Source organism: Microbacterium sp. KU4F, from assembly GCF_056868075.1.
The window spans coordinates 1,226,583-1,239,684 of the sequence record NZ_CP200324.1; the positions used below are offsets into that span (position 1 = coordinate 1,226,583).

The following is a 13,102-nucleotide window of genomic DNA, read 5'->3' on the forward strand; positions in this document are numbered from 1 at the left end:
GTGCAGCAGGTGCGGCGGGAACCACGGACGACCCGGCCTCGAGGGAGGCGGGTCGGTCTCTCGCCTATTCCGGCGATCTCGTGGTGGCGGCGCTGGCCGATGATGGCGACATCGGTGTCGACGTCGAGGAAGGGTCCGCGGCCGCACCGACGCGACTCGAGCGGCTCGCTCCGGGCTCCACGCTGCGCGACTGGACCAGGTTCGAGGCGGCGGCCAAGGCGGTGGGGGCGGATCTGCGTGGCGGAGTACAGCTGCCGGCCGTCGCCGAGGGAGACGGCTGGCGGACGGTCGTCGCCGATCGCGCGGTGCACGGCTGGGAGGCCGACGCCCCCGCCGGATTCGTGATCAGCGTCGCGCGAGCCGGGGCAGCGGAGCCTGATCGATCCAGGAGCTGAGCACTGCCGCCGAGCGGTCGTCCAACAAGCCGCGGAAGTCGTCGGTGACGACCAGACCGTGCCGATGGGCGGCGGTCCAGGCGCGCAACAGCTCGAAGAACGCCGCGTCGTCCAGGTGCAGCCGGAGGGCATGCAGGGCGAGGGCGCCGCGCTTGTACACCCGATCATCGAACAGTCGAACCGCGCCGGGATCGGCGATCACGAGGTCCTGCGGCTCGCCGGCCAGCTGTCGCAGATGGGCGCGCGCGCAGGCATCGGCATCCGGTCCGCCCGATGCCTCCGACCACAGCCACTCGGCGTAGCACGCGAAGCCCTCGTTGAGCCAGATGTCCTGCCAGCGTGCGATGCCGACGCTGTTTCCGAACCACTGGTGGGCGAGTTCGTGCGCCACGAGTCGCTCGCTCGCCGCATCCAGATGATTCGCGCCGAACACCGCCATCCCCTGCGATTCGAGCGGGATCTCGAGATCGTCGGCGGTCACCACGACGCGGTACTGGCTCTGCGGGTACGGCCCGAACCGCTCGGTGAACGCCGCGATCATCCGCGGCAGATCGGAGAAGGCCTCACCGGCGGACGCCCGCAGCGCCACGGGAGCCCACAGCTCCACGGGAACGGACGCGGGGATCTCGGTGCGCGCGTATCGACCGATCTGCACCGCCGCCAGGTACGTGGCCGTGGGAACGTCACAGACGTACTCCACCACCCGACGCCGCCCCTGGACCTGATCCAGGATGCGCGTGCCCACTGCGACGGCCGTGTACTCCCGGTCGGTGGCGATCCGCATCCGCATCCGGGCGCGATTGTCGGGGCGGTCGTTGCAGGGGAACCACGTCGCCGCCCCGGTCGGCTGGTTCGCGACGAGCGCTCCGTCGGTCAGTTCCTCCCAGCCGATGGTGCCCCACGTCGAACGTCTCGGCGCGGGTGATCCCTCGTAGCGCACCTCGACGGTGAACGTCTCCCCCGTGGCGACGTCGCGACCGAACCCGATCTGCAGGTGCTGCGCGCTCTGACGCTGTACGGCCGGGGTCGCGCCGTCGACGCGGACCCTCGTGGCACGCATCCCGATGAGGTCCAGGCTCACGCCGCGCAGGTCGATCGACGCGGTCGCCTCGATCGTCGCGGTGCCGCTCAGGCGGTTCGTGCGCACGCGGTAGTCGAGGTCGAGATCGTAGGAGACGACGTCGTACGTGACGTCGCCGCTGCGCGGAGCGTAGGCGTCGCCGGTCACGAGGTGGACTGGTATGCACGCACCTTGACCGCGCGCCACGGGCCGATGGGGTTGCCGCTCCAGCGGGTGCCGACGGGCACTGTCTCGCCACGCATCACCAGGGATGCGGGGCCGACCGTCGCGTCGGCACCGATGACGGCGGCAGGCAGGATCACGCTGTGCGGACCCAGCGTCGCGCCGGGTTCGAGCTCTACGGTGTCCATGCTCATGATTCGATCATGGAACAGGTGGGTCTGCACGACGCATCCCCGGTTGACCGTCGCCCCGTCGCCGAGGGTGACCAGATCGGGTTCCGGGAGCCAGTACGAATCGCACCAGACCCCGGTGCCGATGCGCGCCCCCATCGCCCGCAGCCACACCGCCAGGGCGGGCGTGCCGACGGCCCCGCGTGCGAACCACATCGCCGCCACCATCTCGGTGAACGTGTCGACGACCTCCGTGCGCCACACGAAGCTCGACCACAGCGGCTGCTCGCCGGCGCGGATGGGACCGACGATCGTCCACTTGGCAACGACGGTGACCGCAGCCGCCACGGCGCCTGCAACCAGCAGCACGATCCCCGACAGCAGCAGTGCCCACAGCCAGCCGAGCCAGCTCGTGAGTGCGGCGAGCGCGAAGAGCACCGACAGCCCGATCGCGCAGGTCACGACCACGGGGACGAACCGGCACAGCTCCCACAGCGCCCGCGCGAGGCGCAGACCGGGCGTCGGGCGGTACGTGCGCGACTCGTCCGCTTCAGTGACGGCACGGCGAAGGCGCACCGCAGGCGAGCCCAGCCACGACGATCCCGGCTTCGCCTTGCGTGGAGCCGATGACAGCACCGCCACCAGCCCGTCCCGCGGCACGCGGTGGCCCGGCGCCGCCATCCCGGAGTTGCCCAGGAAGGCGCGCTTCCCGATGCGCACGGCGCCCAACCGCATCCACCCGGCGTGCAGTTCGTAGGAGGCCACCATCGTGTCGTCGGCCAGGAACGCGCCGTCCTCGATCCGGGTGAGCGACGGCAGCAGGAGCACCGTCGACGCCTCGACGTCGCGCCCGACGCGGGCACCCAGCATCCGGAGCCAGACGGGTGTGAACAGGCTCGAGTAGAGCGGGAAGAGGATGGTGCGGGACGCATCCAGGAGGCGCTCGATCGTCCACGCCTGCCAGGCCACCCGGCTGCGGACAGGGTACGTGCCCGCCACGAGTCCGATCGAGAGCAGACGCACCGCGGCCACGACGACGCCGGCGAGCACGAGGCCGCATGCGAGCACGGCGGGCACCAGCCACACCATCGCCGCACCGAAGGCGGCCGACAACGACGGGGCACCATGCATCCCTGCCGCCAGAACGACCGCGCCGCAGAGGATGGCGAACACGGGGAGCACGGCCAACGCCAACGCCGACGCGCCGTAGGCCCACATCCATCGGTGCGGAGTCGGCGGCCGCTCTGCGGGCCAGTCCTCCGCGACCGCACCCACACGGACCGCGGGAGAGCCCGCCCAGGTCTGCGCCGCACGCACCCGCCCGAACACGGCCGATCCGGGCGCGATCTCCGCGCGCTGGCCGATGCGGGTGCCCGGAGCGAGAGTGCTGCGTGCGCCGACGGTCGCCGCGGCGCCGATGCGGATCGCGCCCACGCGCAACAGGTCGCCGTCGATCCAGTAGCCGCGCAGATCCACCTCGGGCTCGATCGAGGCGCCGTCGCCCACCTCGAGCATCCCGGTGACAGGAGGCAGCGTGTGCAGATCGACGTCACGACCGATCCGCGCCCCCAGCGCACGGGCGTAGTAGGTGATCCAGGGCGCACCGGCGAGGCCCACCGCACCCACCTGGTCGGCGATCTGCTCTGCCAGCCACACGCGCAGATGCACCGCTCCCCCGCGCGGGTAATCGCCCGGGCGCAGTCCCGCGAGCAGGACGCGGGCGGATGCGGCAGCGAGCGCCATCCGACCGAACGGTGTCGCGAACAGGAGCCACCCGACCACGAGCAGCCAGACCGGCGCCGTCGGGAGGGCATCGAAGCCCGGGAGGAGGTTGAGGACCGTGCCCGCGGTGACGATGTAGAGCAGCCATCGCACGCCGGACAGGATGAACAAGGGCGCTCCCGCCAGCGTCTGCAACCACTGTGTCGCGCGCGGCGTCGGCTCGGGGCGTCGGTACTCCCCGAGCTTCGCATCCGGGAGGAACGGTCCGAGCGCCTTGGCCATCGCCGACAGGCGCGGCATGTCGTAGATGTCGGCGACCGCGAACTCCGGCACGCGCGCACGGATGCGGGAGACGAGCTGCGCAGCTGCCAGCGAACCGCCACCGAGGTCGAAGAAGTCCGCCTTCGGGCCCGGCACCGGAACCCCCAGCACCGCCTGCCATTGCTCGGCCAGCCACGCCTCGGCGGGATCGAGTCCCGACGGCGGTGTCTCGACGCCCGGCAGGGGCCACGGCAACCCGGCCCGGTCGACCTTCCCCGACGTGCGCACGGGCAGCTCGTCGACGACGGCGAGAAGCGGCACGATCGCCGCCGGGAGGCTCTCCGCCAGACGCGCCCTCGCTTCCGCGCGGTCGAGCTCGACGCCCGGCTCCAGAACGAGGTAGCCCACCAGGACCGAGACAGCCGCCTCACTCTGCCGCACCGCCGCAGCCGCCGCGTGCACGCCCGGGAGCTCCTGCAGCGCGGACTCGACCTCGCCCAGTTCGATCCGCCGCCCGCCGACCTTCACCTGATCGTCGGCGCGCCCTTGGAACACGAGGCCCGCGCGCTCGAAGCGGACGAGGTCACCCGAGCGGTACGCGCGCTCCCACCCCAGGGACGGCATGGGCGCGTACTTCTCCGCGTCCTTGAGCGGATCGAGATAGCGCGCCAAACCGACGCCGCCGATGATCAGCTCACCGACCTCGCCATCGGCCACGCGGGCGCCATCGGCGTCGATCACGGCGAGCGTCCACCCGTCCAGCGGCAGGCCGATCCGAACCGGGGTCGTGCCGTCCATGAGTGAACCGCAGGCGACCACCGTCGCCTCGGTCGGGCCATACGTGTTCCACACTTCACGACCCTCGGACTGAAGGCGTGCGGCGAGTTCGGGAGGGCAGGCCTCCCCGCCGAAGATGAGCAGCCGCACATTCTCGATGGCCTCCACCGGCCACATCGCCGCGAGCGTCGGCACCGTCGAGACGACGGTGATCCCCTGACGTATCAGCCACGGCGCGAGGTCCTCCCCCGAACGCACGAGCGAACGAGGAGCGGGCACGAGGCAGGCACCGTGTCGCCAGGCCAGCCACATCTCCTCACAGGACGCGTCGAAGGCAACCGAGAGACCCGCCAGCACCCGATCGCCCGGCCCGAGGGGCGCGTCCTGGAGGAACATGCGCGCCTCAGCATCCACGAACGCCGCAGCGGACCGGTGGCTCACCGCCACTCCCTTCGGCACTCCCGTCGAGCCGGAGGTGAAGATGATCCACGCATCGTCGTCGACCGTCACGTCAGGAACCGCGTCGAAAGCACGCGTCGACGGATGCGGTGCGTCCCCGTCGTAGAGCTCGGCCGCGGGTGTCGAGCCCTCCGAAGACACGTACACACCACCGGCGCCGATCACACCGACGACACGCGCCTCACCGAACACGAGACGCGCACGCTCGTCGGGGTCGTCCGCATCCACGGGCACGTATGCAGCTCCGGCGACGAGCACACCGAGGATCGCGATGTACAGATCCTTCGACCCCGACGGCATGCGCACACCCACCCGGTCGCCCCGGCGCACGCCCGCGGCGATCAGGCGGGCTGCCGTACGACTGACGTGCGCCAAAAGCTCGGCATAACTCAAGGCTCCCGAACCGTCGTCGATCGCCGACGCCTCCGGATGACGTCTGGCGCTCGCGCGCAGGATGTCCACCAGGGTGCGAGGCGCCGGCGCCTGGGCGGATCGGTCCAGAACGGCCTGTGAATCGGAGGGCATGCGCCGAAAGTAGGGAGGGCGGGTGAACGGATGGTGTCGCCACGCGCTCGCGCGACCGCATCCGCCTCGCTTCGTTCACCTTCCGTTCACCCGCACAGCGGACGCTGGTAAACGCACCTGCTTAGCGTCTTCGGCGAGCCCTGCACCGGGCCCGTTAACCCTGACACGTGAAGGATTTCACAGTGAAGATCACCCGCATCGCCCAGGTGGGCGCCATCGCCGCCATCGCGGCACTCGCGCTCGCCGGCTGCGCCGCGAACGAAGCACCCGCCGGCACCGAGAGCTCCGCCGGCTCCGAGTCGTCGCTGCCCACCGGTCTCTCCGGCACCCTGAACGGCTCCGGCGCCACGTCGCAGCAGGTCGCCATCCAGTCCTGGACGCAGCTGCTGCAGACGGCCAACGCCGACCTCACCGTCAACTACGACCCGCAGGGTTCGGGCACCGGCCGCGAGTCGTTCCAGTCGGGCGCCGTGCAGTTCGCCGGCTCCGACCGCGCGTTCAAGAAGGACGAGATCACCGCCGGTCCGTTCAGCGCCTGCGCGCCCGACTCCGGCCTCGTCGAGATCCCGGCCTACGTGTCGCCGATCGCGATCATCTTCAACGTCGAGGGCGTCAAGGAGCTCAACCTCGACCCCGCCACGATCGCGGGCATCTTCGCCGGCACGATCACCAACTGGAACGACCCGGCCATCGCCGCGACCAACAAGGACGCGAAGCTGCCCGACCTGGCGATCACGCCCGTCCACCGCTCGGACAAGTCCGGCACCACGGGCAACTTCACCGACTACCTCTCCAAGACCGACGCCGCGGGCTGGACCTACGGCTCCGTCGAGGAGTGGCCGATCTCGGGCGGCGAGGCTGCCCAGGGCACCTCGGGTGTCGTCAACGCCGTCAAGGGCGGCAACGGCACGATCGGTTACGCCGACTCGTCGCAGGCCGCCGGCATCTCGTCGGTCGCCGTCAAGGTGGGCGATGACTTCGTCGCACACTCCGCCGAGGGTGCGGCCACGGCCGTCGACGCGTCGCCGTTCGAGGACGGCCGCGGCGACAACGACCTCGCCATCACGATCGACCGCACCACGACCGAGGCCGGCGCCTACCCCGTCGTTCTCATCAGCTACCTGATCGGTTGCGAGAAGTACACCGACGCCGCTGCGGCGAAGCTCGTCCAGGGCTTCTTCACGACGGCGATCAGCGAGGAGGGCCAGGAGGCCGCCGCCAAGAACGCCGGCAGCGCCCCCATCTCCGACACGCTGCGCGAGCGCGCTCAGAAGGCCATCGACGCCATCTCCTGACACGCACAGAGCGGCCCCGGGTTCATCCCCGGGGCCGCTCTGGCCCGTCCTGACCCGAACACGACGAGAAAGCGATAGATGACAGCCACCGCCGCGGGACCCACCCGCCCCGCTGCCAAGCGGCGCCCCGGAGACATCTGGTTCTCCGGCTCCGCTCTGGCCGCCGGCAGCATGATCCTGGTGACGCTCGCCGCCGTGGCGATCTTCCTCATCATCCAGTCGATCCCCGCTCTCGGAGCAGACGCCTCCCAGGCATCGCTGCTCTCCTCCAACTTCTGGGCCTACGTCGCGCCGCTGCTGTTCGGCACGGTCTGGGCCGCCTTCCTCGCCCTGCTGATGGCCGTTCCGCTGTCGCTGGGCGTCGCCCTTTTCATCACCCACTACGCGCCGCGCCGACTCGCGCAGGGTCTCGGCTACATCGTCGATCTGCTGGCCGCGGTGCCCTCCGTCGTGTTCGGACTCTGGGGCATCCTCGTGCTCGCGCCCGCCGTGCAGCCGGTGTACTCCTGGCTGAGCGACAACGCCGGGTGGTTCCCGCTCTTCTCCGGCGATGTCTCGGCCACGGGCCGCACGATCTTCACCGCGGGCATCGTGCTCGCCGTCATGGTGGTGCCGATCATCACCGCCATCTGCCGCGAGGTGTTCCTGCAGACGCCGAAGCTGCACGAAGAAGCCGCACTCGCCCTCGGCGCGACCCGTTGGGAGATGATCCGGATGGCCGTGCTGCCCTTCGGCCGCTCCGGCATCGTCTCGGGCGCCATGCTGGGTCTCGGCCGAGCCCTCGGCGAGACCATGGCCGTCGCCATGGTGCTCTCGACCACGGGAGCGGTCACCTGGCAGCTCTTCACCTCGCAGAACCCCTCGACGATCGCCGCGAACATCGCGCTGACCTTCCCCGAGGCCTACGGCACGAACATCAACGTGCTGATCGCAACCGGCCTCATCCTCTTCATCGTGACCTTCGTGGTCAACGCCATCGCGCGCTGGATCGTCAGCCGCCGCAAGGAATTCTCGGGGGCGAACTGACATGACGATCACCGAATCCGCTGCACCCGCGCGCATGGCCTCCGGCGCACAGCTGCGCGCCGGACGCCTGGCCGGTTGGTTCCCCTGGGTACTGCTGGGCGCATCGCTCGCCGCGATGTTCGCCGTCTTCGCGATCCTCGGCACCGCGACGGGCGACGGCATCAACGTCGCCGGCTGGCTCGTCTCGGCGGCGCTGATCTACCTCGCCCTCATCACGGTCATCTCCACGATCGTCGAAGGCAGCCGCAAGGCCGTCGACCGCCTCGTCACCGGCGTCGTCACGAGCGCCTTCCTCATCGCGATGGTGCCGCTCGTCTCGGTCGCGTTCACCGTCATCGCCAACGGTGTGGCCCGCTTCGATGCGACGTTCTTCTCCTCCTCGATGCGCAACGTCGTCGGCGAGGGCGGCGGTGTCGTCCACGCCGTCTGGGGAACGGTGCTGATCACGCTCGCGGCGGCGATCATCTCGATCCCGATCGGGCTCCTCACCTCGGTCTACCTCGTCGAGTACGGTCGCGGCCGACTCGCCCAGGCGATCACGTTCCTCGTCGACGTGATGACCGGTATCCCCTCGATCGTCGCGGGCCTGTTCGCCTATGCGCTGTTCGCACTGTTCTTCGGGCCCGGCATCCGTATGGGCATCATGGGCGCCGTGGCGCTCGCCGTGCTGATGATCCCGGTCGTCGTGCGCTCGAGCGAGGAGATGCTGCGGCTCGTGCCGAACGAGCTGCGCGAGGCGTCGTACGCCCTCGGAGTGCCGAAGTGGCTGACCATCGTGAAGGTCGTGCTGCCGACCGCGATCGCGGGCATCACGACGGGTGTCATGCTCTCGATCTCCCGCGTCATCGGCGAGACCGCGCCGCTGCTGATCACGGCCGGCTTCACCGATTCGCTCAACTACAACCTCTTCGACGGCCGCATGCAGACGCTGCCGGTCTTCGTCTACACGCAGTACGCGAACCAGGGCATCCCGCCCGAGGCGTACTGGGATCGTGCCTGGGCCGCGGCGCTCACGCTGATCCTCATCGTCATGCTCCTCAACCTCGTCGCCCGGATCGTCGCGAAGGTCTTCGCGCCGAAGACCGGCCGCTGATCTCCCGAGAGAAAGAACCCCTTCGTGTCAAAGAGCATCGAAGTCAACGACCTCAACGTCTACTACGGCGACTTCCTCGCCGTCGAGGGCGTCGGCCTGCACATCCAGCCGCGCAGCGTCACGGCCTTCATCGGTCCGTCCGGATGCGGCAAGTCCACGTTCCTTCGCACCCTCAACCGCATGCACGAGGTCATCCCCGGCGCGCGCGTCGAGGGCGAGGTGCTGCTGGACGGCGAGAACCTCTACGGCCAGGGCGTCGACCCCGTGCTGGTGCGTCGCCAGATCGGCATGGTCTTCCAGCGTCCCAATCCGTTCCCGACGATGTCGATCCGCGAGAACGTGCTGGCCGGCGTGAAGCTGAACAACAAGCGGATTTCGAAGTCGGACGCGGATGCGCTCGTCGAGAAGTCGCTGCAGGGCGCCAACCTCTGGAATGAGGTCAAGGACCGCCTCGACAAGCCGGGATCCGGCCTCTCCGGTGGTCAGCAGCAGCGTCTGTGCATCGCTCGGGCGATCGCGGTATCCCCCGACGTGCTGCTGATGGACGAGCCGTGCTCGGCCCTCGACCCCATCTCGACGTACGCGATCGAGGAGCTGATCGACGAGCTCAAGAGCGAGTACACGATCGTGATCGTGACGCACAACATGCAGCAGGCGTCGCGCGTGAGCGACAAGACCGCGTTCTTCAACATCGCCGGCACCGGCAAGCCCGGAAAGCTCATCGAGTACGACGACACCTCCACGATCTTCACGACGCCGAGCGTTCAGGCCACGGAGGACTACGTCTCCGGCCGCTTCGGTTGATCCGACGGCACCCGTGAGAGGGGCGGTCGCGCTACAGCGTGACCGCCCCTTCCGCGTGTAGTCCCGCCTTCTCTGCCCGAGCCTGTGCCCCGCCGCCTGCCCGAGTTGCGTCGCCGCCTGCCCGAGTTGCGTCGCATGTGCGCAGATGCGCCACTTCTCCGCATCCGCCACAGTTGATCACTGTCGCGGGTGCGGAAAAGTGTGGCCCCCGCGCCGGCAGGACCGAGCGCCGGGCTCCGGATGCGGGTCAGTCGCGCGGCGAGAGCAGGTAAGCGTTGAGCTCCGCGGTGAAGCTCGCGTCGTACGCCAGCGGCGCCGCGTCGACCGAGGTGATGCCGGCGGCGAGACGCACGCTGGAGACGAGCCAGGCCGCATCCGCTTCGCGCAGCGCATCGACGCCGAGGGTGGCGTAGTCGGTCTCGAAACCTCGCTCGGCGAGGTGTGCGAAGAGGCTGAGCTGCGTCGTGCCGTGCAGGATGCCGGCGCCCGGCGCGGGGGTCACGAAGCGATCGCCCTGGCGCAGCACGAGCGAGGACGTGGGGCCCTCGAGCAGCACGCCGTCGCTCGTGACGAAGACCGCGTCGTCCGCGTCGCGCCGGTGGGCCTCGCGGATCGCCGCCATGTTGGTCGCGTACGACAGGGTCTTCGCGCCGAGCAGGAGCCACGGCGCTCGCTCAGGAGCGCCGCTGTCGTAGCCGCGGTCGAGCAGGACGACCCGGATGCCGTCACGGCGCGCACGGGTGTTGTCCGGCGCCTCGGCGACCGTGACCCACGCGGTCGGCGTCGGGCCGTGCTCGACCCCGCGGCTCAGGATGAGCTTGATGACGCACTCCCCCGCCGGGCACTCGGCTGCGGCCGCCGCCACGGCCTGCTCCCACTGCACGAGGTTCGGCACGGGAAGATCGCACAGCCGCGCCGAGTGCGCGAGTCGCTCGAGGTGCGCGGATACCTCCTGAGCGTGGCCGTCCACGACCCCGATCGACTCGAAGATGCCGTCACCGCGCTGCGTGCTGAGCTCGCCCACACTCAGCGCCGGTGCCGACGGATCGATCGGCGTGAAGGTGCCGGAGAAGTCGGTGCGCGCGTCCTCGGATGCGGCGGGTGCGAGCAGGAGTGCGTATCGCCAGGCCATTCCCCGAGCCTACGCGGGCGGAATACTGCACGGCGAGGCTCCGTTACACTGGAACAGCCGGGCCGCAGTAACCCCGGGCTCCAACTTCTGCCGCTGCGAGCGGCCTTGCGCCGAGAGGCGTTTCTGCGGCCTGGCACTTACTTTTTCCGGGTGCGCTCCTGCCAGCCCAGCGAGCCGACGGGATCGCTAGCCTGGTCCCGTGCTGACGATCAAGGTCGACCGCGACTCCGTCGCGATGGGAGACGATGTCCAGAGCCACGCCGAGACCTGGCAGATGCCGGACGACGCAACGCTCGGCGAAGTGATCGTCCGTGCTGTCGAGGAGTTCTACCTCGCGTCTGTCGCGGGCCGCGTCGCCTGGACCCTGGAAGACAGTACGGGGCGACTGTTCGCCGTGATCGAGATCGACGGGGTGTCGCGGCCGCCCCGAGCGACCGTGCAGTCGCTCTGGTGGGCCGGACTACCGCGGCAGATCAGCGACGACGGCAGAGCGGACGACGCCGGAGAGTACGCGTTCTTCTTCCGTTACCACTCCGGTGGTCGCAGTCTCGCGTGGGATGAGTTCCGTACGTGGGTCGTCCCGCACCGCAGCTAGCTCTGCCGTCACATGCGGCGTTCCTCACGCGGTAGGCGCCAGGACCTGAACTGATGCCGGGCTGGCGACGGGTCATGCGTTCTGGTCCAGCTTCACGGGCTCACCCTGGCGCTCTGCTACCTCGGAACGGGTCTGCAAGACCACCCGGAGTACGTCGATGACGTCGTGGGGATCCGTGTTCGTCGCGGCAGCTTCCTCGACGAGCTCGCGGAGCTTCTTGATCACCGATCGCGGCAGCACCGCCGCAGAATCTGCCACGCGGGTCCCGGCCGCGGTCCGGCTGACGACGAGCCCGTCCTGCTCGAGCATCTTGTAGGCCTTCGCCGCGGTTCCTTGCGCGACCTTGAGGTCTGCAGCGGTTTGACGAACGGTGGGAAGCCGCTCATTCGCGCCCAACTGGCCCGAGACGATGAGCCCGCGAAGCTGCCGGTAGATCTCGATCGCTGAGCTGTTCTCGTCCGTCGCCGTGACTGCCGAGCGAGCAGTCATCGTGTTGTCTCCGCCGTCGTGGCGAGTACGGCGGCTTCAGGCAGGTCGCGGGTCACCCGCCGTCGTCGCAGGCCAGCGCCTGCGACCAGGAGCAGCAGCGTGAAGCCCACGACCTCCAGGAGCGGGGCGCCCCAGCCCGCGGCGACCGCGAACTCGGCGTATCGCCAGGTGGCATCGTAGGGGTTGTCGTCGTTCTGGCCCATGACGGTGAGCTGGGACCCGGATCCTGCCCTCGCGATGAATCGCCAGGCTCCGGCGAGCGTGAGGAGCATCGCCGCCGCGGTGACGCGCGTGACGTTGCGCGCGCTCTCGCGGCGTGCTGACCGTTCGGCGACGACGGTTTCCGCACGCAGATAAGGACGAGCCGCGTTGCGATCGAGCGCAATCCAGGCAACGACGAGGAGGACGCCCAAGCTGACGAGAACCGGGACTCCGTAGGTCCACCCGTAGAACGGCAGACGAATCGGGTCGATCGTGCCTTCATTGGGAACCGGGATGACCAGCCAGGTGTACTGTCCCCGCCCGTCGGGCGACGAAGCGAGACCGGCCGAGACGGTCGTCGCGGTGAGGATGAGGCCGATGAACCCCAGGCCGATGAGCGCGAACCGCGAGCTGAAGCTCTCCCAACTGCGGCGCTCAGCGGAGACGACGGCAGCCTCCGCCGGCGTCGTCCCCCGAATCACGATGAGGGCAATGACGACGCCGATGCCGATGGCGGCGCATGCGATCGGGGTGGCGAACCGCCACCAGTGAAGCCGATCGGCACCGGTGAGGATGTAGCCGCGGAGCACGTAGTCAGCGAAGAACAACGCGATCATCATGACCGCGACGACCCCGACTGCACGTTGCTCGGAAACATACCTCGCCCGAACCGATCGCGGTTCGGCTGCCGGCTGCCGGCTCACTCCACGAACACGACCCCCTGCGAAGAGGCCGACGCCTCCCGCGAGCACCAGCGCCAGGATGAAGGAGACCGGGGGTTGCGAGAGCGGCCCCGATCAGCTGAGTCGGGTCGAACATGTTCGCGCTGGTCGGGGGCATCACGCATCCAATCTCTCTTGTGCCACCTGTCTATCACAACTTGTGTCGTCGCAGGAGCACAAGTGTGCGTTACCC

At 69.5% G+C, this 13,102-nt stretch carries 11 protein-coding genes; 6 read left to right on the forward strand and 5 right to left on the reverse strand.

What is annotated here, in order from left to right; genetic code table 11:
- The first annotated feature begins 83 nt into the window (after positions 1 to 83).
- On the forward strand, positions 84 to 395 hold the full coding sequence (locus tag AC1VNH_RS06225; protein ID WP_483110366.1) for a hypothetical protein: 312 nt from the start codon (positions 84 to 86) through the stop codon (positions 393 to 395).
- On the opposite strand, the gene AC1VNH_RS06230 is transcribed toward AC1VNH_RS06225, so the two are convergent.
- Positions 346 to 1,623 carry a M1 family metallopeptidase gene (locus AC1VNH_RS06230; protein ID WP_483110367.1) on the reverse strand — a complete coding sequence of 426 codons (1,278 nt, stop codon included), beginning with the start codon at positions 1,621 to 1,623 and terminating at the stop codon, positions 346 to 348. The two genes, AC1VNH_RS06225 and AC1VNH_RS06230, sit on opposite strands and share 50 nt — an antisense overlap.
- The gene (locus tag AC1VNH_RS06235; protein ID WP_483110369.1) at positions 1,620 to 5,552 is read right to left on the reverse strand and encodes a Pls/PosA family non-ribosomal peptide synthetase; all 3,933 of its coding nucleotides are present in this window, start codon (positions 5,550 to 5,552) and stop codon (positions 1,620 to 1,622) included. The genes AC1VNH_RS06230 and AC1VNH_RS06235 overlap by 4 nt, the downstream gene beginning before the upstream one ends.
- A 182-nt stretch (positions 5,553 to 5,734) precedes the next feature.
- Here AC1VNH_RS06235 and pstS point away from each other — a divergent pair, with 182 nt between their 5' ends.
- The 4 genes from pstS to pstB all read left to right on the forward strand — a co-directional run bounded on the left by pstS (position 5,735) and on the right by pstB (position 9,770).
- A complete protein-coding gene (gene pstS, locus AC1VNH_RS06240) occupies positions 5,735 to 6,847 on the forward strand; it encodes a phosphate ABC transporter substrate-binding protein PstS (RefSeq protein WP_483112700.1) in 1,113 nt (370 codons plus the stop codon).
- A gap of 78 nt (positions 6,848 to 6,925) precedes the next feature.
- Positions 6,926 to 7,873, forward strand: a complete 948-nt coding sequence (gene pstC / locus AC1VNH_RS06245) for a phosphate ABC transporter permease subunit PstC (protein WP_274285953.1) — start codon at positions 6,926 to 6,928, stop codon at positions 7,871 to 7,873.
- Between the two features lies 1 nt (position 7,874).
- A complete protein-coding gene (gene pstA, locus AC1VNH_RS06250) occupies positions 7,875 to 8,966 on the forward strand; it encodes a phosphate ABC transporter permease PstA (protein WP_483110371.1) in 1,092 nt (363 codons plus the stop codon).
- A gap of 24 nt (positions 8,967 to 8,990) precedes the next feature.
- Complete coding sequence (gene pstB, locus AC1VNH_RS06255; RefSeq protein WP_137417695.1) at positions 8,991 to 9,770, forward strand: phosphate ABC transporter ATP-binding protein PstB; 780 nt, start codon at positions 8,991 to 8,993, stop codon at positions 9,768 to 9,770.
- 247 nt (positions 9,771 to 10,017) lie between these two features.
- Here pstB and AC1VNH_RS06260 read toward each other — a convergent pair whose 3' ends face one another.
- Complete coding sequence (locus AC1VNH_RS06260) at positions 10,018 to 10,902, reverse strand: aminodeoxychorismate lyase (RefSeq protein WP_483110372.1); 885 nt, start codon at positions 10,900 to 10,902, stop codon at positions 10,018 to 10,020.
- Positions 10,903 to 11,101: 199 nt separating this feature from the next.
- Here AC1VNH_RS06260 and AC1VNH_RS06265 point away from each other — a divergent pair, with 199 nt between their 5' ends.
- Positions 11,102 to 11,497 carry a hypothetical protein gene (locus AC1VNH_RS06265; protein ID WP_483110374.1) on the forward strand — a complete coding sequence of 132 codons (396 nt, stop codon included), beginning with the start codon at positions 11,102 to 11,104 and terminating at the stop codon, positions 11,495 to 11,497.
- A gap of 72 nt (positions 11,498 to 11,569) precedes the next feature.
- Here the strand turns inward: AC1VNH_RS06265 and AC1VNH_RS06270 are convergent, their stop codons facing one another.
- Complete coding sequence (locus AC1VNH_RS06270) at positions 11,570 to 11,986, reverse strand: GntR family transcriptional regulator (RefSeq protein WP_483110375.1); 417 nt, start codon at positions 11,984 to 11,986, stop codon at positions 11,570 to 11,572.
- Positions 11,983 to 12,807 carry a hypothetical protein gene (locus AC1VNH_RS06275; protein ID WP_483110377.1) on the reverse strand — a complete coding sequence of 275 codons (825 nt, stop codon included), beginning with the start codon at positions 12,805 to 12,807 and terminating at the stop codon, positions 11,983 to 11,985. The genes AC1VNH_RS06270 and AC1VNH_RS06275 overlap by 4 nt, the downstream gene beginning before the upstream one ends.
- Positions 12,808 to 13,102: the final 295 nt, after the last annotated feature.